Raw genomic sequence first — 25979 nt, 5'->3', positions numbered from 1 at the left:
CCTCGTAAGGGAGTTCACGCTCCCGGCAGACACACCGCAGCGGACCCCCGCCGGATGCAATCCGGGCGGGGGTCCGCCGCGTCGCGCGGGCCGTCAGACGCCCGCCGGGGTCCGCTCCGGTTCGGCGGCGGCCGGCTCCTCGGCGAGGCCCACCTTCCGGTGCAGCCCGCGCAGCGCGGCCGGCGCGTACCAGGCGCCGCGCCCCAGCAGCCGCATCGCGGCCGGTACGAGCACCCCGCGCACCGCCACCGCGTCGATGACGATCGCCAGACCGCTGCCGATGCCGAACATCTGGAGGAAGCTGATCTGGCTCGTACCGAAGGCGAAGAAGCTCACGGCCAGCAGTCCGGCCGCCATGCTGACGATCCGCCCGGTGCGGGCCAGCCCCTGGGTGACGGTCGTCGTCCGGTCCGCGCCCGCGTCGTGCAACTCCTTCATCCGGCTGGTCACGAACACCTCGTAGTCCATGGAGAGCCCGAAGGCGACACAGAACAGCAGCACGGTCATCGAGGTGTCCATCGGCTGCGGGGTGAAGCCCAGGAGCGACGACAGATGGCCGTCCTGGAAGATCCACACCATCGCGCCGATCGCGGCCGACAGACTGATCGCGTTGAGCAGCAGCGCGCGCAGCGGCTGGACGACGCTGCCGGTGAACAGGAACAGCAGCACGAAGGTCGTCACGACGACCAGCCCGATCGCCCACGGCAACCGGTCACCGATGGACTGCCGGGAGTCGACCAGGACCGCGTCCGTTCCGCCGACCAGCATCTCGGTGCCCGCGGGCCGGTCCACCGCCCGGATGTCGGCCACCAGGTCCTGTGCGGCGCCGGACTTGGGTGTCGTGTCGGTGACGACGACCAGACGCTGTGCGTCCGGCCGGGCCAGCCCCGCGTGCGCCGGGCCCGGCTGCCCGCCCTTCCCGTCGGTGTAGGTGCCGGTGGAGGCGTCGACGCGTACCACACCGTCCAGTTGGGACAGTCCGGTGGCGTACGCCGCGAGCGGCTCCGCGTCGACGGCGGAGGTGCTGACGATCTGGACGGCGCCCGCCTCGTCGGTGGGGAAGTCGTTCTGGACGGCCGTCGCCACCTGGCGGCCGGCGGCGTCCTCGGGCAGCACCCGCTCGTCGGGCGTGCCGAACGTGACACCCAGCAGCGGGCTCGCGACGAGCAGCAGCAGGGCGAGCACGGGCAGGGCGGTGAGGGCGGGGCGGCGCATGACCAGCGCGGCGAGCCGTCCCCAGAAGGGCGCCTCCGAGCGGCGTACGGCCTTGGCCCAGGGCAGCCGGCCCTTGTTCACCCGGTGCCCCAGCACGGCGAGCAGCGGCGGCACCACGAACAGCGCGGCGACGACCGCGATCACCACCACACCGATGCCCGCGTAGGCGAAGGACCGCAGGAAGTACGGCGGGAAGACGAGCAGCGCGGCGAGCGCGGCGGCGACGGTCGCGGCCGAGAACAGGATCGTGCGTCCCGCCGTCCGTACCGTGGTGCGCAGTGCCTCGGGGACCTCTTGGCCCGCTGTGAGCTGTTCGCGGAAGCGGCTCACCAGCAGCAGGGCGTAGTCGATGCCCAGGCCCAGACCGAGCGCGGTCGTCAGGTTGATCGCGAAGACCGACACCTCGGTCACACTGCCGAGGACGAACAGCAGCGCGAACGTGCCGACGATCGCGATCAGCCCGATGACCAGGGGCAGCGCCGCGGCCACCAGACTGCCGAAGGCGAGGACCAGCAGCAGCAGCGTCACCGGTACGGCGATCGCCTCGGCCACGACCAGGTCGCCGGAGACCTGGGCGCCGACGTCGAGGCCCACGGCGATCTCGCCGCCGGCCCGCACCTCGACACCGTCGCGCTCGCCCGTGTAGCGGTCGATCAACTGCTCGGCGCGTTCGTCGCGCTCGGTCTGGTCCCCCTTCACATGGAGGGCGATCAGGGCTTCGCCGCCGTTCTCGGAGAGCAGCCGGGGGTTTTGGGTGTCCCAGTACGAGACCACGTTGCTCACGGTGGGGTCGTCCTTGAGGCCGGCGGTGAGGGAGCGCCCCCGCTCGTCGAACACGGGGGAGCCCGGTCCCTGCCCGTCGCCGTCCTGCGTGTCCTTCGATCCGATCAGGAACAGCAGATTGGTCTCGCCCCCGAACTTCTCGTCGATGTGTACGGCGGCGCGCGAGGACTGCGCGCCGGGGTCGTCGAAGCCGCCGCCGAGCAGTTTGCCGAAGGCGCCGGCGCCGAGCGCGCCCATGGCGAGCACGGCGCCGGTGGCCAGTACGAGTAGGAGCCGCGACCTCTTCAGGGCCAGCTCAGCGATTTTGGACAGCACGGGTTCCCCCATCGAATGTTAACGGCGTCAACACTGGACTCTGGCAGGGGATGTTAATGCTGTCAACATCGGGCAGGATGAAGGTATGGAGACCAACCGGGCGAACCAGCGGGCCAAGGCCGGCTATCACCACGGCGACCTGCGCAACGCGCTGATCACCGCCGGAGTGGAGCTCGCGACCGACGGCGGGCCGGAGCGGGTCGTCCTGCGCGAGGTGGCCCGCCGCGTGGGCGTCTCCGCCACCGCCGCCTACCGCCACTTCGCCGGCCAGGGCGATCTGCTCTTCGCGGTCAAGATCCAGGCGCAGCAGCGGCTCGCGGACGCGATGGAGCGGGTCGGGGTCGAAGTGCCGCGGGGCGACCACCCCGGGGCCGCCGCCGAACTGCGGCTGGCGGCGCTCGGCCGGGGGTACGTGGGCTTCGCCCTGGAGCACCCCGGCCTCTTCCGTACGGCCTTCTCCCACGCGCTGCTGGACGCCGGCGGGGGTGCGGGGTGGGGCGGTGTGACGGCGCCCGACGACAATCCCCAGTACCGCTCGTACAACCTGCTCAGCGAGGCGCTGGACGAACTGGTCGCCACCGGCCGGATGCCCGCCGAGAACCGCCCCGGCGCCGAGGCTGCCGCCTGGGCGACGGCGCACGGCCTGTCGATGCTCCTTCTCGACGGGCCGATGGGCCGACTTCCGGCCGCCGACCGGGACGCCGTGATCGAACGCGCGACCGACACCATCGTCGCCGGTCTTCTGGTGCCCCGGGAACCCCACCCGGCGCCTGTCAACAGTCAAACTTCCGTCAAGTCCCGTGCCGCTGAGGAAGGTTGATGCGGGTCGTGATGTTGTCGTTGTGCGCGAGGTCCCCCGGCGTGGCCCTGGGCGTTGTACAACGTAAGCTGTACCGGTGCTGATTCGTGGCAAGAGCGGCGATACGTCCGTAAGCCCCGGCTGACCTGCCGCAGGTCCGCCAGATCGGCGGTGTCCCCGTGGTCAGGCCGCGCGGCGTGTCCGAAATACGATGTTTGGGTCGGCAGTGTAGAACGGGAGACGTGACGGCAATGACGGTTGATCTCCAGCTCCGCGAGGGTTTCGCCGTCCCCGCAGCAGGCGGTCCGCAGTGACGGGCGCCCCCCAGAGGCAGGCAGAGCCCTCCTCGCGCGCCACCCTCGACAAGGCGGCCGGTGAGAACTTCCCGGTCGCCCCCTTCTTCCTGCCCCGCGCCTGGCGCCACGACCTGATGGCCGTCTACGGCTACGCCCGCCTCGTGGACGACATCGGCGACGGCGACCTCGCACCCGGTGGCGCCGACGCCCGCCACCTCGGCCTGGACCCCGCGCTGACGGACGACAGACTCGCCATGCTGGACGCCTTCGAAGCCGATCTGCGCCGGGTGTTCGACCCGGCCGGCCCGGCCCCCGGCCATCCGCTGCTGCGGGGCATCGTCCCGACCGTACGGCGCCACGCGCTCACCCCCGAGCCGTTCCTCGGTCTGATTCAGGCCAACCGCCAGGACCAGTCCGTACGGCGCTACGGCACCTACGACGACCTGGTCGAGTACTGCGAACTCTCCGCCAACCCCGTCGGCCGCCTCGTCCTGGCCATCACGGGCACCGCCAGCCCCGAACGTGTCCGCCGCTCCGACGCCGTCTGTACCGCGCTCCAGATCGTGGAGCACCTTCAGGACGTCGCCGAGGACCTGGCCGACGACCGGATCTATCTGCCCGCCGACGACATGAAGCGGTTCCATGTCACCGAGGCCGATCTCGCCGCGCCGACAGCCGGCGCCTCGGTACGCGCCCTGATCGCCTTCGAGGCCGAACGCGCCGGCCAACTCCTCGACGAGGGAGGGCCGTTGGTCCACAGCGTCAAGGGCAGACTCAGGCTCCTTCTCGCCGGATTCGTCGGCGGGGGGCGCGCCGCCCTCTCCTCGGTGGCCGCCGTGGGACACGATGTACTGCCCGGACCGCCCAAAGCCACCACACCACGTCTGCTGCGTGAAGTGGGAGCAGTCCTGCGGAAAACGCACAGAAAGGGGTGAGCCGGATCGTGGAGGGACAGACCCCCGTGTCGGCGCCGGTACTGGCCGCGTACAGCTACTGCGAGGCCGTCACCGGGCAGCAGGCCCGTAATTTCGCCTACGGCATCCGGCTGCTGCCGGCCGACAAGCGGCAGGCCATGTCGGCGCTCTACGCGTTCTCACGGCGCGTGGACGACATCGGCGACGGCACGCTGGAGCCGGGCGCCAAGCAGTCGCGGCTGGAGGACACCCGCGCCCTCCTCGGCCGGATCAGACGCGGCGCCGTCGAGGAGGACGACACCGACCCCGTCGCCGTCGCGCTCTTTGACGCGGCCCGCCGCCTCGCGCTCCCGCTCGACGGGCTCGACGAACTCATCGACGGCGTCCTCATGGACGTCAAGGGCGAGACGTACGAGACGTGGGACGACCTCAAGATCTACTGCCGGTGCGTCGCCGGAGCCATCGGCAGACTCTCCCTCGGGGTCTTCGGCACCGACCCCGCCGCGAGCGGCACCGAGCGCGCGTCCGAGTACGCCGACACCCTCGGCCTCGCCCTCCAGCTCACCAACATCCTGCGTGACGTACGCGAGGACGCCGGCAACGGCCGTACGTACCTGCCCGCCGACGACCTCGCCAAGTTCGGCTGCTCGGCCGGCTTCGACAGCGCCGTACCGCCCGCCGGCTCCGACTTCACCGGGCTCATCCACTTCGAGGCCAGACGGGCCCGCGCGCTGTTCGCCGAGGGCTACCGGCTGCTGCCCATGCTCGACCGGCGCAGCGGCGCCTGCGTCGCCGCCATGGCGGGCATCTACCGCCGGCTGCTCGACCGCATCGAACGCGACCCCGAGGCCGTCCTGCGCGGCCGGGTCTCACTGCCGGGACACGAGAAGGCGTACGTCGCCGTGCGTGGCCTGACCGGACTCGACGCCAGGAACATCTCCCGGCAGAGCGTCAGGAGGCGCCCGTGACACTCCCGCACGGCACCGACGCCACTCGATCAACCCTCCGGGTGGCTGACGCGTCCCTGACTGCGACAGTCGCGGGGGAGGGCGCATGACGACATCCGACAGCGCTGCCTCCCGCCACGCGGTCGTCGTCGGCGGCGGCATCGCCGGAGTCACCGCCGCCCTCCAGCTCGCCGACGCCGGGGTACGCGTGACGCTCGTCGAGGGCCGCCCCCGCCTCGGGGGTCTCGCCTTCTCCTTCACCCGCGGCGAGTTGACCGTCGACAACGGCCAGCATGTGTATCTGCGCTGCTGCACGGCCTACCGCTGGTTCCTCGACCGCGTCGACGGCGCCGCCCTGGCACCCGTCCAGGACCGGCTCGACGTCCCCGTACTGGACGTGGGACGCGCGCGGGGGCCCCGGCTCGGACGGCTGCGCCGCAACGCCCTGCCCGTACCGCTGCACCTCGCCGCCGGGCTCGCCGCGTACCCGCACCTCTCGCTCGCCGAGAAGGCGTCCGTCGGACGCGCCGCGCTCGCGCTCAAGGCGCTCGACCCGGCCGACCCCGTGCTCGACGGCATCGACTTCGCCACCTGGCTCGCCCGGCACGGCCAGTCGCCGCGCGCCGTCGAGGCCCTGTGGGACCTCGTCTGCGTCGCCACGCTCAACGTCCGCGCCGGACAGGCGTCCATGGGCCTGGCCGCGAAGGTCTTCAAGACCGGACTGCTCTCCGAGCGCGGCGCCGCCGACATCGGCTGGGCGCGGGTACCGCTGGGCGAGGTGCACGACACGCTCGCCCGCAAGGCCCTCGACGCCGCGGGCGTACGCACCGAACTGCGCACCCGCGTCACGGCCGTGGCCCGCACCGCGGACGGGCGCTGGAGCGTCGACGTACCGGGGGAGCGCATCGAGGCGGACACGGTGATCCTCGCCGTACCGCAGCGCGAGACGCACGCGCTGCTGCCCGAGGGCGCCCTCGACCGGCCGGGCCGGCTCCTCGACATCGGCACGTCGCCGATCCTCAACGTGCACGTCGTCTACGACCGCAAGGTGCTGCGCCGCCCGTTCTTCGCCGCGATCGGCACCCCCGTGCAGTGGGTCTTCGACCGCACGGACGCCTCGGGGCTGAAGGAGGGTCAGTACGTGGCGCTGTCGCAGTCGGCGGTCACGGACGAGATCGACCTGCCCGTCGCCGAGCTGCGCGAGCGCTATCTGCCTGAGCTGAAACGTCTCCTCCCGGCCGCGAGAAGCGCCGAGGTACGGGACTTCTTCGTGACCCGCGAGCGGACGGCGACATTCGCCCCGACCCCCGGAGTGGGGCTGCTGCGCCCCGACGCCCGCACCCGGGCGGCCGGGCTGTTCCTGGCAGGCGCATGGACCGCGACCGGGTGGCCAGCGACTATGGAGGGCGCGGTCCGCAGCGGCTTCGGCGCGGCGGGCGCGGCCCTGTCCGAACTCGGCCGCACCCACTCGCATCCGCTGCGGGAGGCCGCGTGAGACCCGAGGCCGCCATGACGGGGGCGGCGAGGACGAGTACGTCGGCGACGCGTACGGGACCCATGAGTACTGCGAGAAGAGGAGAGACCGTGCCGACTGTGCCCCCGGCCCATCCGGTTGTCGACACCGCCGACGTCTTCGCTCTGCTGGAGCGCGGCCGTGCCCTGTCAACCCCCGTACTGCGGGCCGCCGTCGGCCGGCTCGCCCCGCCGATGGACACCGTCGCCGCCTACCACTTCGGCTGGATCGACGCCGAGGGCCGGCCCGCCGACGGTGACGGCGGCAAGGCCGTACGGCCCGCGCTCGCCCTGCTGTCCGCCGAGGCGGCCGGATCGGCGCCCGAGACGGGCGTCCCCGGCGCCGTCGCCGTGGAACTGGTGCACAACTTCTCGCTGCTGCACGACGACCTGATGGACGGCGACGAACAGCGCCGCCACCGCGACACCGTATGGAAGGTGCACGGCCCCGCCCAGGCGATCCTCGTCGGTGACGCGCTGTTCGCCCTCGCCAACGAGATCCTGCTGGAGATGGGCACCGCCGAGGCCGGCCGGGCCACCCGCCGGCTCACCACGGCGACCCGCAAGCTGATCGACGGTCAGGCACAGGACATCTCCTTCGAGCACCGTGAGCGGGTCACCGTCAAGGAGTGCCTGGAGATGGAGGGCAACAAGACGGGCGCGCTGCTCGCCTGCGCCGTCTCCATCGGGGCCGTCCTCGGCGGGGCCGACGACCGCACCGCCGACATCCTGGAGTCGTACGGACACCACCTCGGCCTCGCCTTCCAGGCCATCGACGATCTGCTCGGCATCTGGGGCGACCCCGGGGCCACCGGCAAGCAGACCTGGAGCGATCTGCGCCAGCGCAAGAAGTCCCTGCCGGTCGTGGCCGCTCTTGCCGCGGGGGGTCCGGCGTCGGAACAGCTCGGTGAACTCCTGGCCGCCGACGCCAAGAGCAACGACTTCGACAGCTTCTCGGAAGAGGAGTTCGCGACCAGGGCCGCGCTCATCGACGAGGCGGGCGGCCGGGAGTGGACCTCGCAGGAGGCCCGCAGGCAGCACGCCGTCGCCATCGAGGCCCTGAACCGTGTCGACATGCCCGAACGCGTCCGCGCGCAGCTCACCGCGCTCGCGGACTTCGTCGTCGTACGAAAGAGATGATCACTATCACCATTCTCATAGCCACGCTCACCGGAGGCTGACGCACCACAAGCCTCCGTAGTCGCCGTCCGCCGGGTCGTCTCGCGATCCGCCGGACGACGGAGACCCCAGCACAGCAGAGGACCAACTGCACGTAAGGGGAAGCCATGACAGCGACGACCGACGGAAGCACCGGGGCCGTGGGACCCCGCGCTGCCGCGGCGAGCGAACCGTCCGACACCACTCCCGTCGCGCACGACATCGGAGAGGCCGCACGGCGTGCCACCGCACGATCTGTCGAGCATCTGCTCGGCCAACAGGACGCCCAGGGCTGGTGGAAGGGCGACCTTCAGACCAATGTGACCATGGACGCCGAGGATCTGCTGCTTCGTCAGTTCCTCGGTGTCCAGGACGCGAGAACCACCGAGGCCGCCGGCCGGTTCATCCGGGGCGAGCAGCGGACCGACGGGACCTGGGCCACCTTCTACGGCGGTCCGGGCGAACTCTCCACGACCATCGAGGGATACGTCGCGCTGCGCCTGGCCGGGGACGGACCCGATGAGCCGCACATGGCGCGCGCCGCCGCCTGGATCAGGGAGCACGGCGGGATCGCCGAGAGCCGGGTCTTCACCCGGATCTGGCTCGCGCTGTTCGGCTGGTGGAAGTGGGACGACCTGCCCGAGGTACCGCCCGAACTCATCTTCCTGCCCAAGTGGTTCCCGCTGAACATCTACTCGTTCGGCTGCTGGGCCCGGCAGACCATCGTGCCCCTCACCATCGTCTCGGCCCTGCGGCCCGTCCGCCCCGCGCCCTTCGCGCTGGACGAGCTGCACGCCGACATGAGCCGCCCGAACCCCGCCAAACCCCTTGCGGCGGCGGTCAGTTGGGACGGCATCTTCCAGCGTGTCGACAAGGCGCTGCACCTCTACCACAAGGTCGCACCGCGCGTCGTACGCAAGACGGCGATGAACGCGGCGGCCCGCTGGATCGTCGAACGCCAGGAGAACGACGGCTGTTGGGGCGGCATCCAGCCGCCGGCCGTCTACTCGGTCATCGCCCTGCATCTGCTCGGCTACGACCTGAAGCACCCGGTGATGCGCGCCGGACTCGAATCGCTCGACCGCTTCGCCGTCTGGCGCGAGGACGGCTCACGCATGATCGAGGCATGCCAGTCGCCGGTGTGGGACACCTGTCTGGCCACGATCGCGCTGGCCGACGCGGGTGTGAGCCCGGACCACCCCGCGCTCGTCAAGGCGGCCGAGTGGATGCTGGACGAGCAGATCGTGCGCCCCGGCGACTGGGCCGTACGCCGACCCGGGCTCACGCCCGGCGGCTGGGCGTTCGAGTTCCACAACGACAACTACCCGGACATCGACGACACCGCCGAGGTCATCCTCGCCCTGCGCCGGGTCACCTACCCGGACACCGCGCGCATGGACGCGGCCGTCGAGCGCGGCGCGCGCTGGACGCTCGGCATGCAGTCGAAGAACGGCGCCTGGGGCGCCTTCGACGCCGACAACGTCAGCTCGTTCCCCAACCGGCTGCCGTTCTGCGACTTCGGCGAGGTCATCGACCCGCCGTCGGCCGACGTCACCGCGCATGTCGTGGAGATGCTGGCGTACGAGGGCCTGGAACGGCACCCCGACACCCGGCGCGGCATCGAGTGGCTGCTCACCGAACAGGAGGCCGACGGCTCCTGGTTCGGCCGCTGGGGCGTCAACTACGTGTACGGGACAGGGTCCGTGGTACCGGCGCTCGTCGCCGCCGGGATCCCCGTCACCCACCCCGCGATCCGCCGCGCCGTCAACTGGCTCGAATCCGTACAGAACGACGACGGAGGCTGGGGCGAGGACCTGCGCTCGTACCGCGAGGAGAAGTGGATCGGGCACGGCGAGTCCACCGCCTCGCAGACCGCCTGGGCGCTGCTCGCGCTGCTGGCCGCCGGGCGACGGGACACACCGGCCGTCGAGCGCGGGGTGGCCTGGCTCGCGGCGGCCCAGCGGGAGGACGGCTCCTGGGACGAGCCGTACTTCACCGGCACCGGCTTCCCGTGGGACTTCTCCATCAACTACCACCTCTACCGGCAGGTGTTCCCGCTCACGGCCCTCGGCCGGTACGTCAACGGCGAACCGCATCTGGACCGCGCGCGGGCCCGCGCCGAGCGGCTGGGCGACGGCCGGACGAGGAGCGTCAAGGAGCGACGACCCGACAGCCGGGCGGACAGCCGCAAGGGGGCCTGATGGACTCTCCCCCCGACACAGGCGGCGACGCGGTCGGTGACCCGGCCGGCGCCCCGCTGCTGATCGCCTGCGCCCTCGGTATCGAGCACATCGCCCTGCGCAGTGCGCTGCGGAGCGCTCTGGCGGGCCGGGGCGAGCGCGGCGGCGCGCCCCATGACGCCGGGCCCGTCACCGTACTGCGTACGGGCATGGGCCCCAAGAACGCCGAGCGCGCGACGGCGCGCGCGCTCGGAACGGACCGGAACAGGGACGCGGCCGTCATCGCGTCCGGATTCTGTGCCGGCCTGGCCCCCGGAATGAATCCGGGGGACCTGATCGTCGCCGACGAGACCCGGGGCCCCCACGGCTCGACGCCCTGCACGGGAACAGGGCTGCTCGTGGAGGCGCTGTCCCGGGCGCTGCCCGGACGTACGGTCCATACCGGCCCGCTGACCGGATCCGACCATGTGGTGCGCGGCCCCGAGAGGGCCGGACTGCGCGCCACGGGAGCCGTCGCCGTGGACATGGAGTCCGCCGCGACGCTCCACAGTGCTCTGAGCGCCGGGTCCCGCCCGGTTGCGGCCGTACGGGTGGTCGTGGACGCTCCAGAGCATGAGCTAGTCCGAATTGGCACGGTTCGCGGTGGAATATCAGCTTTCCGTGTCCTTCGTGCCGTCATTCCGGCTTTTCTTGAATGGCACCGTTCTTTGCTGCTCCCCAGGAGGTGAGCTAGATGGCCATGCCGCTCCGTCAGACCATCAGGGTCGGGACGTACCTCGTTGAACAGAAGCTCCGCAAGCGTGAGAAGTTCCCACTCATCGTCGAGCTGGAACCCCTCTTCGCCTGCAATCTCGCATGTGAGGGCTGCGGCAAGATCCAGCACCCGGCCGGGGTCCTGAAGCAGCGCATGCCCGTGGCGCAAGCGGTGGGGGCGGTGCTCGAATCCGGGGCACCGATGGTCTCCATCGCCGGCGGCGAGCCGCTGATGCACCCTCAGATCGACGAGATCGTCCGGCAGTTGGTGGCCAAGAAGAAGTATGTCTTCCTCTGCACCAACGCGATGCTGATGCGCAAGAAGTTGGACAAGTTCACGCCGTCGCCGTACTTCGCGTTCGCCGTGCACATCGACGGCCTGCGCGAGCGGCACGACGAGTCCGTCGCCAAGGAAGGAGTCTTCGACGAGGCCGTGGAGGCGATGAAGGAGGCCAAGAAGCGCGGCTTCCGGGTCACCACCAACTCCACCTTCTTCAACACCGACACCCCGCAGACCATCATCGAGGTCCTCAACTACCTCAACGACGACCTGAAGGTCGACGAGATGATGATCTCGCCCGCCTACGCCTACGAGAAGGCACCCGACCAGGAGCACTTCCTGGGCGTCGAGCAGACACGGGAGCTGTTCAAGAAGGCGTTCGCCGGCGGCAACAGGAGCCGCTGGCGCCTGAACCACTCCCCGCTCTTCCTGGACTTCCTGGAGGGCAAGGCCGACTTCCCGTGCACGGCCTGGGCCATTCCCAACTACTCGCTCTTCGGCTGGCAGCGCCCCTGCTATCTGATGAGCGACGGGTACGTCCCGACGTACCGGGAGTTGGTCGAGGAGACCGACTGGGACAAGTACGGCCGGGGCAAGGACCCGCGCTGCGCCAACTGCATGGCGCACTGCGGCTACGAACCGACGGCCGTACTCGCCACCATGGGCTCCCTCAAGGAGTCGCTGCGAGCGGTTCGTGAGACGGTCGCCGGGAGCAAGTGAGACCGGCGGCCCGTGACGGTCACGGCCACCGGAAGGACAGCGGCGCCTCTCGCCGCTGTCCTTCCGGTGGCCTGACCGGCAGTCACCGTGATCTGACGGATCCGCCCAGGATCCAGAGGGGGCCGAGCATGTCGATACTGCAGAACATCCGGGGGCCGCGCGACCTGAAAGCGCTGACCGGCGCCGAACTCGACGAACTGGCCGCGGACATCAGGCAGTTCCTGATCCACGCGGTCGCCAGGACAGGCGGGCATCTGGGGCCCAACCTCGGGGTGGTGGAGCTGACCGTCGCCCTGCACCGGGTCTTCGACTCACCGGCCGACCGCATCCTGTGGGACACCGGACACCAGAGCTACGTGCACAAACTGCTCACCGGCAGACAGGACTTCTCCAAACTGCGGACCAAGGGCGGCCTCTCCGGCTACCCCTCGCGCGAGGAGTCCGACCACGACATCATCGAGAACTCCCACGCCTCCACCGTGCTGGGCTGGGCCGACGGCCTCGCCAAGGCCCGCCAGGTGCTCGGCGGCGACGACCATGTCGTCGCGGTCATCGGGGACGGGGCGCTCACCGGCGGCATGGCCTGGGAGGCGCTGAACAACATCGCCGCCGCGAAGGACCGCCCGCTGATCATCGTGGTGAACGACAACGAGCGTTCGTACAGCCCCACCATCGGCGGTCTCGCCAGACACCTCGCCGCCCTGCGCACCAGCGACGGCTACGAGCAGGTGCTCGCGTGGGGCAAGGAAGTCCTCCAGCAGACCCCCGTGGTGGGCCGGCCGCTCTACGGGTCGCTGCACGGGGCGAAGAAGGGCTTCAAGGACTTCGTCGCACCGCAGGGCATGTTCGAGGACCTGGGGCTCAAGTACGTCGGTCCGATCGACGGACACGACATCGCGGCCGTCGAGTCGGCGCTGCGCCGCGCGAGCCGCTTCACCGGCCCCGTACTCGTGCACTGTCTGACCGAGAAGGGCCGCGGCTACCAGCCCGCGCTGGACGACCAGGCCGACCACTTCCACACCGTCGGCGCGATGGACCCGCTGACCTGCGAGCCGCTGGCACCGGCCGGCAAACCCTCCTGGACATCGGTCTTCGGCGACGAGATCGTCGCCATCGGCGAGGAGCGGCCCGACGTCGTGGCCGTCACCGCCGCCATGCTGCACCCGGTCGGGCTCACCGGATTCGCCGCGCGCTTCCCCGACCGCGTCTGGGACGTCGGCATCGCCGAGCAGCAGGCCGCGGTCTCCGCCGCCGGGCTCGCCACCGGCGGACTGCACCCCGTCGTCGCCGTCTACGCCACCTTCCTCAACCGCGCCTTCGACCAACTGCTGATGGACGTCGCGCTGCACCGGTGCGGCGTCACGTTCGTTCTCGACCGGGCCGGTGTCACCGGCGTCGACGGGCCCTCGCACAACGGCATGTGGGACATGTCGCTGCTCCAGTGCGTACCGGAACTGCGGATCGCCGCTCCGCGCGACGCGGACCAGCTCAGGTCGCTGCTGCGGGAAGCCGTGGCGGTGGACGACGCGCCGACCGTGGTGCGATTCCCCAAGGAGTCGGTCGGCGAGCCGATTCCCGCCGTGGGGCGTACGGGCGGGCTCGACATCCTGCACCGGCCGGAGGACGGGGTCCCGGACGTGCTGCTCGTGTCCGTCGGGGCGCTCGCCGGGGTCTGTCTCGGTACGGCGGAGCTGCTGGTCGCGCGGGGCCTTCGCTGCACCGTGGTCGACCCCCGCTGGGTCAAGCCCGTCGACGAGGCGCTGGCGCCGCTGGCCGCGCGCCACCGGATCGTGGCCGTCGTGGAGGACAACAGCCGCAGCGGCGGAGTCGGTTGGGCCGTGGGGCAGGCGCTTCGCGACGCCGAGGTGGACGTACCGCTGCGTACCTTCGGCATCCCCGAACAGTTCCTGGCGCACGCCAAGCGCGGCGAGGTGCTGGCCGACATCGGGCTCACCCCGGTGGAGATCGCCGGGGGGATCAGCGCCGCACTGGCGCGTACGCGCAAGCGCGAGGAGAGCACGCGATGACGGAGTCCACGGAGCACGGGGCGGAGCAGGCGGAGGGGGAGCGCGGTACGTCCCCGGCGAAGGGCTTCGACCTCGCGAAGCTCCTCGCCGAACGCGGCGGTGAGCGCTACGAGTTGCACACCGCGTACCTCAACCACCAACTCCCGCGCATGCTGCGGACCATCGGCTTCGACAAGGTCTACGAACGCGCCGAGGGCGCCTACTTCTGGGACGCCGACGGCAACGACTACCTCGACATGCTCGCCGGCTTCGGCGTCATGGGCCTCGGCCGGCACCACCCCGTCGTACGCAAGGCCCTCCACGACGTCCTCGACGCCTCGCTCGCCGACCTCACCCGCTTCGACTGCCAGCCGCTGCCCGGACTGCTCGCCGAGAAACTGCTCACGCACAGCCCGCACCTGGACCGGGTCTTCTTCGGCAACAGCGGTACGGAAGCCGTCGAGACCGCGCTGAAATTCGCCCGGTACGCCACCGGAAAACCCAGGATCCTCTACTTCTCGCACGCCTTCCACGGCCTGACCACCGGCTCGCTCTCGGTCAACGGCGAGGCCGGCTTCCGCGACGGCTTCGCGCCGCTGCTGCCCGACACCGCGCTCGCGCTCGGTGATCTCGACGCGCTGGAAAGGGAGTTGAAGCGCGGCGACGTCGCCGGCCTCGTCGTCGAACCGATCCAGGGCAAGGGCGTGTACGCGATGCCGCCCGGTTTCCTGCGGGCGGCACAGGAGTCGCTGCGCCGGCACAAGGCGCTGCTCATCGCCGACGAGGTGCAGACCGGGCTGGGCAGGACCGGCGACTTCTACGCGTACCAGCACGAGGAAGGCGTCGAGCCGGACCTGGTGTGTGTGGCGAAGGCGCTCTCCGGCGGCTATGTGCCGGTCGGGGCGACCCTCGGCGAGGACTGGATCTTCAAGAAGGTGTACTCCTCGATGGACCGGGTGCTGGTCCATTCGGCCAGCTTCGGGTCCAACGCGCAGGCGATGGCCGCGGGGCTCGCCGTCCTGTCGGTGATCGAGGACGAGCGGATCGTGGCCAACGCCAGGGTGACCGGCGATCTGCTGCGGACGAGGCTGGCGGCGCTGGTCGAGCGGTACGAGTTCCTGAGCGAGGTGCGCGGCCGGGGGCTGATGATCGGCATCGAGTTCGGGCGGCCGACGTCGCTCGGGCTGCGGAGCCGCTGGACGATGCTCCAGGCGGCCAGGAAGGGTCTCTTCGCGCAGATGGTCGTGGTGCCGCTTCTCCAGAAGCACCGGATCCTCACCCAGGTCTCGGGGGACGAGCTGGAAGTGATCAAGCTGATTCCGCCGCTGACCATCGGGGAGCGGGAGGTCGACCGCTTCGTGACGGCCTTCACCGCGGTCATGGACGACGCGCACCGGGGCGGCGGGCTCATGTGGGACTTCGGCAGGACACTGGTGAAACAGGCCATCGCGAATCGGTGACGGGTCTCGGCTCCGAAGTTCACCGCGGCGGCTTGCCTCTCAGGCAAGAAATTTGCCTCAGAGGAAAATCCCTGGCGCAATGGAGGTATGAGCAACCCCGCCGCCAGTGAGTACGAGACCGGAGTGACCGGCGAGACCGGTGTGACGGACGAGGTCCTGCCGGACGTCGCACCCCGACTGCGCGAGCTGCGGCGCGGCCGGGGCCTCACGCTGGAGGCCGCCGCCGGGCGGGCCGGGCTCTCCCCGGCCCATCTCTCCCGGCTGGAGACCGGTCGGCGCCAGCCCTCGCTGCCGATGCTGCTCGGACTGGCGCGTGTCTACGGTACGACGGTCTCCGAGCTGCTGGGCGAGGAGCCGCCCGAGCGCGACCCCGTCATCCGCGCCGCGCGGGCGGAGCCCGTGGAGGCCGACGGCTGGACCTACCGCCAGGCGGGCAGCCCCTCCGGTCGTGCGATGCAGCCGTTACGGGTGACGGTGCCGTACGGGGCGCAGGCCGGCCTCGTCCGTGTCCATCCGGGGGAGGAGTGGATCCACGTCCTCCAGGGGCGGCTGCGGCTGGGCCTCGGGGACGCCGTCCATGTGCTCGACAAGGGCGACAGCGCCCACTTCGACTCGATGACACCGCACCGCCTGGCGGCGGCCGGCCCGGACGGCGTCGAGCTGCTGTTCGTACACACCCTGCTGACCAGCCCGACCGCCGAGCTGTGCCTGCCGGGCGGGGGCCACCGCCGGTGACTCGCTATCAGCTTCGAACGGACCAGAGAGGTCATCACCGTGTCTGACAACCCTGTGGACGCCACCGCCGAGCGCGAGCCGTCCTCCGACGCCCCCGCCGACGCCCCCGCCGACGCGCCCGCGCCCGCCGACGAGGCCCCCGCTCCCGCTCCCGCCAAGTCCGTGATGGACGAGGAGAGCAACTTCCCGCGCGGACTCGCCGTCCGGCTGTTCGCCTACCTCGTCGCCGGTCATGTCGTGGCCGGGTTCCTCTATCTGCTCTTCGAGGCGGGCGCGAAATGACGACAGGCCGCGTTCGCCGCTGATCGCCGGACGGACCTATTCGACGAGGCGCTTCCGCAGCCGCTCGCGTGTCTCGTCCGTCAGTCCCAGGCCGTCCGTGAGATAGCGGTCGACGCTGCCCCACGTCTCCTCCATCGTCGTGAAGGCCGTCTCGAGATATTCGGCGCGCGCGTCGAACAGCGGCGCCAGCAGCTCCATCACCTCCGGCGAAGTCCCGCCGGGCGTCGGATCGCTGCGGCGTACCTGATACCTGCGGTGCGGATCGTTCGACTTCAGATAGTCCGCCTCGATCGCCTCCCGCTCCACGCCCACGGCGAGCAGCGACACCGCGATGGAGAGCCCGGCCCTGTCCTTGCCCGCCGCGCAGTGCATCAGCGCGGGCAGGCTTTCCTCGGCCAGGGCGTGCAGCACACGCCGGTGCTCGGCGGTGCGGTCCAGAATGATCGAACGGTACGAAGCGGACATCCGGGCCACGCCCTTGCCGTCGGCGAGGATCGACCGGAGCTGGTCGAGATCGCCGTCGCGGACCATCTTCCAGAACTCCGTCCCGTCGGCCGGGTCGGTGAGCGGAATGTTCACATTGCGTACGCCGGCCAGCTCCACGTCCAGGCCGTCGAGCTTCTGGTCGGCCGCGTTGCGGAAGTCGAAGATCGTGTGCAGACCCAGCGACGTAAGGAACGCCCTGTCCTCGGCCGTGGCGTGCGCGAGGTGCCCGCTGCGGAAGAGCCGGCCGTACCGGACGCGCCGCCCATCGGCGGTCGGCAGACCGCCCACGTCGCGGAAGTTGCGTACACCGGCCAGTTCGGGCTCGGTCGACGGGACCGGCTGCGGCACCTCGTGCGTCACGTGAACTCCTCCGCGTCTGCGGTCGGCGCTCGTCGCCGACGCTGTCGCGCTCCGACTTTACGACATCCATTCCCGCTGAAATCAGTTCACGGATAGGGCTTCTGTCCGTATTGAGTGATTCCTTATAACGTGCCCCGTTCACAGGGGAGATGGGGGCAGATCGTCATCGACTGGTGAGCCAGATCATATCCGTGACGGTGTGTGGCGGCGCCCGGAAGGGGAATTGGGGCGGCGCCCGGAATTCGAAGATCCGTAATCCACACAGGGTGACCGCTCTTGGAGAACGATATCCAGGAGCGGATCACCGGGGGAATACGACGGCTTGTACGGGTCGGCCCACCCGGCTTACGGTCACCGCAATCCGAGCGGATCGCCGAATCCTGCCGCCGCTCGGAATCCGCATCCACCAGCAATCATCCACGTGTGGCAGGAGCGGGGGACCCAGGTAAGTCGCCGATCCGGCACACCGGACCGGCTTGGGGTGAAGTCGCGCCACGGCGCGACCGGGCATCTCCAGCCCGAACCCGACAGCTCACCTCGTAGGCGCCGGAGAGGAATTCGCCATGCCCGCAATGGGTAAGCACCGTCGTCCGAGGACCAACTCGATCGCGCGCGGAATCGTCGCCGCCGGAGCGGGTGGCGCCGCCCTCGCGCTTCCGCTCATCGGTGCCACCGGCGCGCACGCCGCCGAGCAGACCGCGGCGCCGTCCGTGGCGCCGGAGCGCGTCGTGTCCGCCGCGCACACCGCTTCCGCCGCCTCCGCCACGCAGACGGCCCAGCAGGCCGCCACCGCCAAGACCGTGAAGACGTACTCGGTCACCGCGGGCGACTACCTCGCCAAGATCGCCGAGACGCAGAAGGTCAGCGGCGGCTGGGAGAAGCTGTACGAGGACAACCGCGAGGCCGTCGGTGACGACCCGTCGCTGATCCACCCGGGCCTGAAGCTCACCATCAACGCGCAGAGCAAGGCGTCCTCCGAGGGCAAGGCCGAGGCCACCCCGAAGAAGCCGGCCCCCGCGAAGCCCGCCCCGGCCGAGCCCGCCCCGAAGGCGGACACCACCGCGGCGAACGAGCCCGCGGCGCAGAGCAGCGGCTCCGGCTACACCGCCCCCGTCGACTCCTCCACCTCGACCCCGTACCACCAGGCCGGCGGAAGCTGGTCCAGCGGCTACCACACGGGCGTGGACTTCTCGGCGGCGTCGGGCACCACCGTAAAGGCGGTCGGTCCCGGCACCGTCGTCTCGGCCGGCTGGTCCGGGTCGTACGGCAACGAGGTCGTCATCAAGCACGACGACGGCAAGTACTCGCAGTACGCCCACCTTTCCTCGCTCACCGTCTCGGCGGGCCAGAGTGTCGGCGGCGGCGACCAGATCGGTCTCTCCGGTTCCACCGGCAACTCCACCGGTCCGCACCTGCACTTCGAGATCCGCACCGGCCCGAGTTACGGCTCCGACATCGACCCGCTGGCGTATCTGCGCGAGCACGGCGTTTCCGTCTGAGCCGTTCGGCCTTCAGCCGTTCGACCTCTCCAGGAATGGCCGTTGGCCGGCACCCCGAGTGCCGGCCGACGGCCATTGTCTTATTCCGGCTTGAACGAATTTTGACCGGTGGTGTTTCTCACCGGCGTCAACCCCTCCTTACGGTCGCGTAAGTCACATACGCGGGTGAAAGATGTTCTGCTGTGGCTGACGATTCGAGCGATTCGAGAAGAGAGACCAGAAGCGCTTTCGGGTCGTACGCCGCCCTCGGTGACAGTTTCACCGAGGGCGTCGGCGATCCGGGACCGGGCGGAGTCTATGTCGGCTGGGCGGACCGGCTCGCCGTACTGCTCGCCGACCTCGCCGACCGGACATCCGACGCTCCGGCCGTCGACGACCCCGACCACGCGTCGTTCCGGTACGCCAATCTCGCCGTACGGGGACGGCTGCTCGACCAGATCGTGGCCGAGCAGATCCCGCGCGCCAAGGAACTCGCCCCGGATCTGGTGACGTTCTGCGCCGGCGGCAACGACATCATCCGGCCCGGCAGCGATCCCGACGACGTCGCCGAACGTTTCGAACGGGCGCTGGCGGACCTGACGAGCGTGGTCGGCACCGTCATGGTCCCGACCGGTTTCGACACGCGCGGTGTGCCGGTGCTGCGTCATCTGCGCGGAAAAATAGCCACGTTCACCGCACACGTCCGCTCCATCGCCGACCGCTACGACTGCCCGGTCCTGGACCTGTGGTCGCTCAGGTCCGTCCAGGACCGCCGCGCCTGGGACGGCGACCGGCTGCATCTGTCACCCGAGGGCCACACCCGCGTGGCGCTGCGCGCGGCCCAGGTCCTCGGCCTCGACGTCCCCGCCGACCCGGACCAGCCGTGGCCGCCGCTGCCTCCGCGCGGCACGCTGGAGGTGCGCCGCGACGACATGCAGTGGGCGCGCGAATATCTGGTCCCCTGGATCGGCCGCAGGCTGCGCGGCGAGTCCTCGGGCGACCACACGGTCGCCAAACGCCCGGACCTGCTGCCCCTGATACGGCACTGAGGACGGGTCACCGGGTCACCGGGTCACCGGGTCACTGGCGCAACGCGGCCGGTATCCGTTCCAGGACGCCACCCGCGAACACGTCGTACAGCGGCAGCGTCTCCAGGTGGACATAGCCGATGTGGCAGTCGCAGACCGCGAGCGGGCACGAACGGGGTCCGAGCGCCGTGCGGTACGAGCCGTCGTAGAGGTTGCCCAGCTCGGCGGGGACGAAGTGGCAGCGGCGGACCGTGCCTTCGCCGTCCACCGAGATCACCGACTCGCCCGTCCGGCACGGCAGGCCGGCCGAGCGGTGGGGGTGGCGGCTGTACGGGAACAGGGGGTCGACCGACGTCCAGTCGGCGGCCTCCGGGTCCGAATAGGTGCGGCCCTCCGCCGCGTTGACCCACAGATAGACATGTTCCGGGAGGTCGGCACGGAGCCGGCGGGCCTGGTCCAGATGGTCGGGGAGACCGACGATGCCGACGCTGAAGCGGATGCCCGCGGCGCCCAGCTCGTGGCACTTGGCGAGGAAACGGTCGTACGGCGTCTGGCCCGGGTGGTAGGTGCACCACAGGGCCAGCTTGGCCGGGTCGGCGGCTTTCAGCCAGTCCGTGCGGCAGCTCAGGTTCGTCTGGATGGCGACCCGTGCGACATGCGGGAGATGGGAGAGGTCGGTGAGCGCCCGCCGGTACCAGGAGCGGGTCAGACCTTCGCCCCACGGGGTGAACAGGACCGACAGCCGGTCGTCCGTCCGCTCGGCGGCCCAGTCCGTGAAGCGCGTCAACGCGGCGCGGTCCGCGCGCAGTTGGTCCGGGCTGTCGCGGCGCTTGGCGAACGGGCAGTAGGGGCAGTCGTAGTCGCAGGAGGCCAGTGGGCCCCGGTAGAGGATCGTCAGGTCCATGTCCGCCTCACTTCGCTTCGTACGACGCCATCGCCGCCCGGACGGCGGGGGAGAACAGCGCCGGGCCCAGCGCGTCCGAGTGGGCGAGCCCTTCGGGCGAGAGCCGCAGCAGGCCGGGCGCGGCGTCCGCGTCGAGCCAGCCGAGGGCGGCGAAGCGGTCCAGCTCGGCGGGGAAGTCGTCGTCGGGGCCACTGCCGAACCGCTCGCGGTAGCCGTCCACCGCCATGCCGACAGCCTGGAGCAGCGACTGGAGCAGATGGCGCCGGCGCGCCTCGTCGCTGTCGACCGCGCGGCCCACCTCCGCGCGGGAGAAGTCCTCGGTGAGCGTGTAGGCGTCGATGATCGAGCGGATCTCGCGCATCCCGACCGCGTAGTCGAAGGAGTAGTGCAGATCCGAGGTGTACGACCGCGCGCCGCAGCCGAGGCCGATCATGCCGTCCGTCTGGCACGCGTAGTCGTCCGCGCCCTCGCGCGGCGCGCCGGGGAGACGGAACATCCGCATCGACACCTGCTCGTAGCCCTGCGCGAGGAGATGGTCCCGGCCTTGCCGGTACAACTGGAGCCGCTGGGCGTCCCAGTCGGCCTCACTGGGATGCGCGCGCCGGCCGAGCGGGGTCAGCGGCCGGGCGTACAGCGGGTAGAGATACAGCTCCTCGGGCCGCCAGGCGAGCGCCGCGTCGAGCGAGAGCCGCCAGGAACGGGGCGTCTGGCCGTCGATGCCGTAGATGAGGTCGATGTTGAGGACCGGGATCCGCGCGTCCCGGATCCGGCCGAGGGCCGCCTCGACGTCGGAGCGGCGCTGCGGGCGCACGGCCGCCTTCGCCTCCTCCTCCACGAAGCTCTGCACACCGATGCTCAGGCGCGTGGCCCCCCGGTCGGCGAGCACCGACAGCCGGTCGGCCGTGGCGGTCGACGGCGACGTCTCGACGGAGAGGGGGACGGCCCGCAGATCAGCGCCCATCCGCTTCTCGGCGATGTCGCACAGCCGCTCCAGCTCGCCGGCGGTGAGGAAGGTGGGGGTGCCGCCGCCGAAGGCCGCCGCCGCGAAGCGCACCGCGTCGTCGCCGTTCCCGTTCCCGTCCCCGCCCCCGTTTCCGTTTCCGTGGAGCGCGTCGGCCACGGCGGTCGCCTGCCGGTCCAGCGCGTCCAGATAACGGGTCGTCAGCTCGTCGGGCGCGCCGATCCGGGTGAAGAGATTGCAGAAGCCGCAGCGCACCTCGCAGAACGGTATGTGCAGATAGAGCGAGAGCGCGTCCTTGCGTTCACCGGCCCACAGAGTGCTCAGGGCGGGGCGGTCGGCGAGCGGACGGTATGCCGTCTTGTGCGGGTAGGCGTAGACGTAACTCTCGTACGGGCGCGGCGTGTTGGTCATCGAAGTGCCCCTTGCTCCAGGAAGAAATGGGCGTACGGCACGGTCCAGACGGACTCGTGGCCGAGGCGATGGCCCGTCCAGCCGTCGTCGCCGTAGGCCGTGCCGTGGTCGGAACAGACGATCGTGAAGCAGCGGCGCCGGCTGCTCGCCGCGGCGAAAAGCCGGCCGATGTGCCGGTCGACGTACTCGAGCGCGGCGGCGTGCGTCTCCCGCGAGTCCCCCGCCGCGCGGGTGGCGCCGGGCAGATGGAACCAGTTCGGCTGGTGCAGCGACGGCACATTGACGAAGAGGAACAGCCGCTGACCGGCGGGCAGTTCGGCCACGACCCGCTCCGCGCACGCCACCTGCGACTCGAACGACGTCGGCGACGCGACGCCGAACTCCGGTGCCCAGTGGCTCTCCTGGAACATGCCCGGCAGTACGGAACCGAGCGCGCCGCGCTTGTTGAAGAAGCCGACACCCCCGACACACACCGTGCGGTACCCGGCGTCCGCGAGAGCGGACACAAGATCGGGCGCGTCGAAGACGAACGTCCTGTCGGCCGTGGACTCGCTGCCGTCGAACCGCGCGGCGAACAGCCGTGGATGCGGCCCCGGCGCGGCGGGCGTCGGCAGGAACCCGGCGAACATCGCCTGGTGCGACGCGTAGGTGAAGCTGCCGGGAGCGTGCCGCTTCTCCCAGCGCCCGTCCGGCAGATGACGTGCGAGATTCGGCAGTCGGCCCGCTTCGGCCAGCTCGGCCGCCACGTCGAAACGCAGTGTGTCGAGGGTGATCAGCAGCAGGTCGTCGTGCCCGACGACACGGCCCATGTCGGGCAGCTCCGCCGCATTTCGGATCTCAGACATGGGCCGTGTGCTCCTGCCCCGTGCCGTCGATCCGCGCGGCCGGCCGTCCGCCGCCCGCCCGCAGGGCAGCGAGCTGCGCCCCGTACGTGTCCAGGGCCTCCGCACCGCTTCCGGGCAGTCCCGTGAGACCGGGCAGCAGATCGCCGAAGGCGTTGACCTCGCCCACGGCGAAGCGGCGCCAGCCGGTCGCGGGCAGCAGGTCCACCCCCACGCAGTGCGTGCCGGGGAAGCACGCGGCGGCCCGCTCGCAGATCTCCAGCGCGGCGGCCCAACTCCGGCCGCCGCCCGCCGCTTCGGTCGCGGCCCGCGCCGCGTTCAGATCGCCGCGCGCCCCGCCGAGATGCAGATTGGTCATGGGCGACGAGCTGGTCCGTACGACGGCGTGCGTCGCCCGGCCCGCGACGACCACCACCCGCAGATCGGCCGCCCTGCCGTGCTGGGACGCCTTCGGCAGCCACCGCTCGACATGCAGCCCGTCCGGGGCCAGCGTGTCCACGATCGCCGCCACCTCGTGCTCGGTGGTCAGCCGCCGTACCCGCAGTGAGTTGAAAAGCCGCCCGGAGGCGTCGCGTTCGACCGAGGTCGTCGCCCGCACCCGCCCCGGCCCCGCGGTCTCGACGGCCAGTACTCCCGACGCCGACGAGCCGTGGGCGAGCTTGACGAACGCCCGGCGCATACCGGGACCGCCCATCAGCGCGCGTACGTCGTCCCAGCCACGCACGGCCGGGGCGCCGGGCCCCGAGGTCGGCGACGGCGGTACGGGCACGGAGGCCAGGTCCAGCACCTCGTGGCACAGCCGCTTGTCGAACAGCACCGCCAACTCGTCCGGATCGTCAAGGAGATCGGCCCCGGCCCGACGGGCGGCGCGGCCCAACTCCCGTACGGCGGCGGTGAACCGCTCGTACCACAGGGCCGTGCCCTCGACCCGGGTGGCATCGTCCGTGCCACGCAGCAGCCGCTCCACCGCCGTGTCCTCGCCCGGCGACTCGATCCGCACGACCTCACCCCGCCGGAACTCGGCGCGCCCGCCCAGCACATCGAGCCAGGCCACCTCACGGGCCGCCGGCAGCCCCGCCGCCCTGACCGCGTCCTGGAACAACCGGACCCGGCGGTTGGCGGGATTGCCGACGATCGCGAGGCGCGGCTCGCCGCTACTCGGAGACGGCGACATAACGCCACTCGTCGTCTTCGTCGATGTCGCCTGCCGGCTCCAGCTTCACCCGCACACCGTGCGGCTCCAGAGCCTCCTGGATCCGCCCGGTCCAGGCCGGTGACATGAAATGGTGGTCCAGGTCCAGCTCTTCGAGGTGGGTGAGCGGCTGTCCGGCGAGGAGTGCTTCGGCACCCTCGTCGCCGAGCGTGCCCATGGACAGCGCCAGTGATTCGAGCCCGGCCACGACCGGCGCCGAGGCCACGGCGCGGACGATCTCGTCCTGGATCTCGCTGTTCTGGAGCCCCAGATGGCGCAGCCGCGGGAATCGGCCGCCGTCGAGGAGGGGCGCCAGATCGGCGACGGTGGCGCTGCCTCCGTATTCCTCGACGCCCAGCCACAGCTCCAGACGCTCCAGCGCGGGCAGCTCGCTCGCGCCGACGGCGCGGACGACAGAGCCCGGCAGCCCACCCGATTCGAGACGCAGCACGCGCAGATGCTCGTGCTTCACCGGCCGCAGTCGCAGATCACCGTCCTCGTACGTGTCGCCGCAGCCCTGCGCACCGAACTCCTGAAGCAGTGGGAACGCCTCGATCGCCGGGGTGACGTCGGTCATCCTCAGCCAGGAGATCTCGCACCGCTCGCCGTCCACGTCCGCCAGGAACAGCGCGCGCAGGGCGGGGAACCGTGCCGCGTCGGCGATGATCAGCTCCATGGCGGGCGCCAGCCCCGAGTAGTCACCGGTCCACCACGGACCGATGACCAGCGCGCGCACGCGCTCGGTGTCCACGACGTCCGTGAACCGCTGCCACACCCTCTCGAAGGTCCACTGCTCGTCATACCCGCAGTCGAGCCGCCAGGCGACGGCGTCGGGCTCGGGCAGCGACCCCTGTGCCGGGACCTCGTCCAGGGGGAGGGTGAAGAACGGCAGTCCGTAGAGCTGCTCGAAGGGGTTGATCTCGACCGCGCCGCTCATTCCGCCACCGCCGTGTAACGCGACTCGTTGTCGGCGGACTCACCCTCGGAGAGGTCCACGACCACACCGGCGGGCTCCAGCGTGGCCCGGATCCGCTTTTGCATCGGCTCGCTCAGATAGTGGTGGTGCAGGTCGAGCTTCTTGAGGTGCGTGAGCGGCTGGCCGCCGAGCAGCGCCTCGGCGCCGTCGTCCCCCAGGGTGCCCATCGACAGGTCGAGGGTTTCCAGCCGCGCGACTACCGGCGCTCCGGCCAGCGCCGCCGCGATGTCGTCCTGGATCTCGCTGTTGCGCAGGGCCAGCGATGTCAGGGCGGGCAGACGCGCCCCGGTGAGGAACGGCTCCAGATCCGCCACGATCGTGTTCGCCCCGTACCAGGACGTGCCCAGCCAGATGTCCAGATGCTCCAGCGCGGGCAGTTCGGCCGCGCCGATGTTACGCACCACGTCGGCGTCCAGACCGCCCGTCTCGACGGTCAGCGAGCGCAGTCGGCCGTGCTTGATTCCGGTCATGTCCAGGGACTGGCCGCCGCGCACCCCGAACGAACGCAACTGGGGCAGGGCGTCGAGCAGCGGTGTCATCGACGACTGGTTGATCCACGAGATCTCGCACTCCTCGTAGGTGATGTCACCGAAGAACAAGGCCCTGAGGGCGGGGAGTTGACCGCTCGCGGCGACGATCGCCGCTATCTCGTCGTCCGGGCCCGTGTCATAGGCCTCGGACCAGGCGCCGACGATCAGGGCGCGGACCTCGGTGGTGTCGACGGCCTCGCGGAAGCGGGCGAACGCGGACTGCCACTCCTCCTCGCTGTCGTACGAGTCGACAGCGATCCGCCAGGCCACCGACCCCGCGTCGGGGAGCTTCGTCTTCGACTTCGCCTCGGCCTCGGCGTCGGGGAAGTCGAACGCGGGCAGGCCGTCCAGCTCCTGCATGTTGCTCGAAACGGTCATGGCGAGTGCTCCAGACACCGGGCGTCGGCGTTGATCGGCTTGTTGCTGAGAGAAGTTGTAACAGGCCCCACTGACAGG

Annotated in this window: 22 protein-coding genes and 1 riboswitch; of the genes, 14 read left to right on the top strand and 8 right to left on the bottom strand. The window is 70.8% G+C overall.

Translation table 11 applies throughout. The annotated features are described in order from the left end of the window. Positions 1-93: 93 nt before the first annotated feature. Positions 94-2313: an MMPL family transporter gene (locus OG329_RS04945; RefSeq protein ID WP_405793089.1), complete on the bottom strand. Its 2220-nt coding sequence runs from the start codon at positions 2311-2313 to the stop codon at positions 94-96. Between the two features lie 85 nt (positions 2314-2398). Between OG329_RS04945 and OG329_RS04940 the strand changes: the two genes are divergently transcribed. From OG329_RS04940 to OG329_RS04885, 12 genes are all read left to right on the top strand, one after another. After that, entirely contained in the window at positions 2399-3133 is a 735-nt protein-coding gene (locus OG329_RS04940; protein ID WP_405793088.1) for a TetR/AcrR family transcriptional regulator, read from the top strand. Between the two features lie 289 nt (positions 3134-3422). Next, positions 3423-4343: a squalene synthase HpnC gene (hpnC, locus tag OG329_RS04935; RefSeq protein ID WP_405793087.1), complete on the top strand. Its 921-nt coding sequence runs from the start codon at positions 3423-3425 to the stop codon at positions 4341-4343. Continuing rightward, positions 4340-5290: a presqualene diphosphate synthase HpnD gene (gene hpnD, locus OG329_RS04930; protein WP_405793086.1), complete on the top strand. Its 951-nt coding sequence runs from the start codon at positions 4340-4342 to the stop codon at positions 5288-5290. Before hpnC ends, hpnD begins: the two co-directional genes overlap by 4 nt. Positions 5291-5375: 85 nt before the next feature. Further along, on the top strand, positions 5376-6764 hold the full coding sequence (hpnE, locus tag OG329_RS04925) for a hydroxysqualene dehydroxylase HpnE (protein WP_405793085.1): 1389 nt from the start codon (positions 5376-5378) through the stop codon (positions 6762-6764). A gap of 62 nt (positions 6765-6826) precedes the next feature. Next, on the top strand, positions 6827-7921 hold the full coding sequence (locus OG329_RS04920) for a polyprenyl synthetase family protein (RefSeq protein WP_405793084.1): 1095 nt from the start codon (positions 6827-6829) through the stop codon (positions 7919-7921). Positions 7922-8067: 146 nt separating this feature from the next. Next, positions 8068-10140 (top strand): squalene--hopene cyclase, encoded by a 2073-nt coding sequence (shc, locus tag OG329_RS04915; protein WP_405793083.1) that lies wholly within the window; start codon positions 8068-8070, stop codon positions 10138-10140. Continuing rightward, entirely contained in the window at positions 10140-10847 is a 708-nt protein-coding gene (locus OG329_RS04910) for a 1-hydroxy-2-methyl-2-butenyl 4-diphosphate reductase (RefSeq protein ID WP_405793082.1), read from the top strand. The genes shc and OG329_RS04910 overlap by 1 nt, the downstream gene beginning before the upstream one ends. A 5-nt stretch (positions 10848-10852) precedes the next feature. Further along, complete coding sequence (gene hpnH, locus OG329_RS04905) at positions 10853-11872, top strand: adenosyl-hopene transferase HpnH (protein WP_405793081.1); 1020 nt, start codon at positions 10853-10855, stop codon at positions 11870-11872. A gap of 128 nt (positions 11873-12000) precedes the next feature. Further along, positions 12001-13899 (top strand): 1-deoxy-D-xylulose-5-phosphate synthase, encoded by a 1899-nt coding sequence (gene dxs, locus OG329_RS04900; RefSeq protein ID WP_405793080.1) that lies wholly within the window; start codon positions 12001-12003, stop codon positions 13897-13899. Then, positions 13896-15338 (top strand): aspartate aminotransferase family protein, encoded by a 1443-nt coding sequence (locus OG329_RS04895; protein ID WP_405793079.1) that lies wholly within the window; start codon positions 13896-13898, stop codon positions 15336-15338. The genes dxs and OG329_RS04895 overlap by 4 nt, the downstream gene beginning before the upstream one ends. An 87-nt stretch (positions 15339-15425) precedes the next feature. Further along, complete coding sequence (locus tag OG329_RS04890) at positions 15426-16073, top strand: helix-turn-helix domain-containing protein (protein ID WP_405793078.1); 648 nt, start codon at positions 15426-15428, stop codon at positions 16071-16073. Between the two features lie 165 nt (positions 16074-16238). Continuing rightward, entirely contained in the window at positions 16239-16355 is a 117-nt protein-coding gene (locus tag OG329_RS04885; protein WP_405801652.1) for a DUF6126 family protein, read from the top strand. Between the two features lie 36 nt (positions 16356-16391). Here OG329_RS04885 and OG329_RS04880 read toward each other — a convergent pair whose 3' ends face one another. Then, a complete protein-coding gene (locus OG329_RS04880) occupies positions 16392-17189 on the bottom strand; it encodes a tyrosine-protein phosphatase (RefSeq protein ID WP_405801651.1) in 798 nt (265 codons plus the stop codon). A gap of 406 nt (positions 17190-17595) precedes the next feature. Then, a riboswitch (cyclic di-AMP (ydaO/yuaA leader) is annotated at positions 17596-17760 on the top strand. Positions 17761-17764: 4 nt separating this feature from the next. On the opposite strand from OG329_RS04880, the gene OG329_RS04875 reads away from it, so the two are divergent. Both OG329_RS04875 and OG329_RS04870 read left to right on the top strand, forming a co-directional pair. After that, positions 17765-18700: a peptidoglycan DD-metalloendopeptidase family protein gene (locus OG329_RS04875; protein ID WP_405793077.1), complete on the top strand. Its 936-nt coding sequence runs from the start codon at positions 17765-17767 to the stop codon at positions 18698-18700. 182 nt (positions 18701-18882) lie between these two features. Further along, the gene (locus OG329_RS04870; protein ID WP_405793076.1) at positions 18883-19728 is read left to right on the top strand and encodes an SGNH/GDSL hydrolase family protein; all 846 of its coding nucleotides are present in this window, start codon (positions 18883-18885) and stop codon (positions 19726-19728) included. A gap of 31 nt (positions 19729-19759) precedes the next feature. On the opposite strand, the gene OG329_RS04865 is transcribed toward OG329_RS04870, so the two are convergent. From OG329_RS04865 to OG329_RS04840, 6 genes are read right to left on the bottom strand one after another with little or no spacing between them, the layout of a single operon-like run. After that, a complete protein-coding gene (locus tag OG329_RS04865) occupies positions 19760-20611 on the bottom strand; it encodes an STM4011 family radical SAM protein (protein WP_405793075.1) in 852 nt (283 codons plus the stop codon). Between the two features lie 7 nt (positions 20612-20618). Next, entirely contained in the window at positions 20619-21983 is a 1365-nt protein-coding gene (locus OG329_RS04860) for an STM4012 family radical SAM protein (RefSeq protein WP_405793074.1), read from the bottom strand. Continuing rightward, a complete protein-coding gene (locus OG329_RS04855) occupies positions 21980-22792 on the bottom strand; it encodes an STM4013/SEN3800 family hydrolase (protein WP_405801649.1) in 813 nt (270 codons plus the stop codon). Before OG329_RS04855 ends, OG329_RS04860 begins: the two co-directional genes overlap by 4 nt. A gap of 28 nt (positions 22793-22820) precedes the next feature. Beyond that, the gene (locus OG329_RS04850) at positions 22821-23999 is read right to left on the bottom strand and encodes an STM4014 family protein (protein WP_405793073.1); all 1179 of its coding nucleotides are present in this window, start codon (positions 23997-23999) and stop codon (positions 22821-22823) included. Continuing rightward, complete coding sequence (locus OG329_RS04845) at positions 23980-24954, bottom strand: STM4015 family protein (RefSeq protein ID WP_405793072.1); 975 nt, start codon at positions 24952-24954, stop codon at positions 23980-23982. Before OG329_RS04845 ends, OG329_RS04850 begins: the two co-directional genes overlap by 20 nt. Further along, positions 24951-25901: an STM4015 family protein gene (locus tag OG329_RS04840; RefSeq protein WP_405793071.1), complete on the bottom strand. Its 951-nt coding sequence runs from the start codon at positions 25899-25901 to the stop codon at positions 24951-24953. The genes OG329_RS04845 and OG329_RS04840 overlap by 4 nt, the downstream gene beginning before the upstream one ends. Positions 25902-25979 lie beyond the last annotated feature (78 nt).

The organism is Streptomyces sp. NBC_01506 (assembly GCF_045040295.1).
GTDB lineage: Bacteria > Actinomycetota > Actinomycetes > Streptomycetales > Streptomycetaceae > Streptomyces.
The sequence above is the reverse complement of the archived record's forward strand: the minus strand, read 5'-3'. Positions and strand labels throughout refer to the sequence as shown.

What these genes read in the sequence shown, in the direction of transcription:
- OG329_RS04940 (WP_405793088.1), top strand. Translation starts at nt 2,399, where the DNA reads ATGGAGACCAACCGGGCGAACCAGCGGGCCAAGGCCGGCTATCACCAC.
- hpnE (WP_405793085.1), top strand. Translation starts at nt 5,376, where the DNA reads ATGACGACATCCGACAGCGCTGCCTCCCGCCACGCGGTCGTCGTCGGC.
- OG329_RS04920 (WP_405793084.1), top strand. Translation starts at nt 6,827, where the DNA reads ATGAGTACTGCGAGAAGAGGAGAGACCGTGCCGACTGTGCCCCCGGCC.
- shc (WP_405793083.1), top strand. Translation starts at nt 8,068, where the DNA reads ATGACAGCGACGACCGACGGAAGCACCGGGGCCGTGGGACCCCGCGCT.
- OG329_RS04910 (WP_405793082.1), top strand. Translation starts at nt 10,140, where the DNA reads ATGGACTCTCCCCCCGACACAGGCGGCGACGCGGTCGGTGACCCGGCC.
- hpnH (WP_405793081.1), top strand. Translation starts at nt 10,853, where the DNA reads ATGGCCATGCCGCTCCGTCAGACCATCAGGGTCGGGACGTACCTCGTT.
- dxs (WP_405793080.1), top strand. Translation starts at nt 12,001, where the DNA reads ATGTCGATACTGCAGAACATCCGGGGGCCGCGCGACCTGAAAGCGCTG.
- OG329_RS04895 (WP_405793079.1), top strand. Translation starts at nt 13,896, where the DNA reads ATGACGGAGTCCACGGAGCACGGGGCGGAGCAGGCGGAGGGGGAGCGC.
- OG329_RS04890 (WP_405793078.1), top strand. Translation starts at nt 15,426, where the DNA reads ATGAGCAACCCCGCCGCCAGTGAGTACGAGACCGGAGTGACCGGCGAG.
- OG329_RS04885 (WP_405801652.1), top strand. Translation starts at nt 16,239, where the DNA reads ATGGACGAGGAGAGCAACTTCCCGCGCGGACTCGCCGTCCGGCTGTTC.
- OG329_RS04875 (WP_405793077.1), top strand. Translation starts at nt 17,765, where the DNA reads ATGCCCGCAATGGGTAAGCACCGTCGTCCGAGGACCAACTCGATCGCG.
- OG329_RS04865 (WP_405793075.1), bottom strand. Translation starts at nt 20,611, where the DNA reads ATGGACCTGACGATCCTCTACCGGGGCCCACTGGCCTCCTGCGACTAC.
- OG329_RS04860 (WP_405793074.1), bottom strand. Translation starts at nt 21,983, where the DNA reads ATGACCAACACGCCGCGCCCGTACGAGAGTTACGTCTACGCCTACCCG.
- OG329_RS04855 (WP_405801649.1), bottom strand. Translation starts at nt 22,792, where the DNA reads ATGGGCCGTGTCGTCGGGCACGACGACCTGCTGCTGATCACCCTCGAC.
- OG329_RS04850 (WP_405793073.1), bottom strand. Translation starts at nt 23,999, where the DNA reads ATGTCGCCGTCTCCGAGTAGCGGCGAGCCGCGCCTCGCGATCGTCGGC.
- OG329_RS04845 (WP_405793072.1), bottom strand. Translation starts at nt 24,954, where the DNA reads ATGAGCGGCGCGGTCGAGATCAACCCCTTCGAGCAGCTCTACGGACTG.
- OG329_RS04840 (WP_405793071.1), bottom strand. Translation starts at nt 25,901, where the DNA reads ATGACCGTTTCGAGCAACATGCAGGAGCTGGACGGCCTGCCCGCGTTC.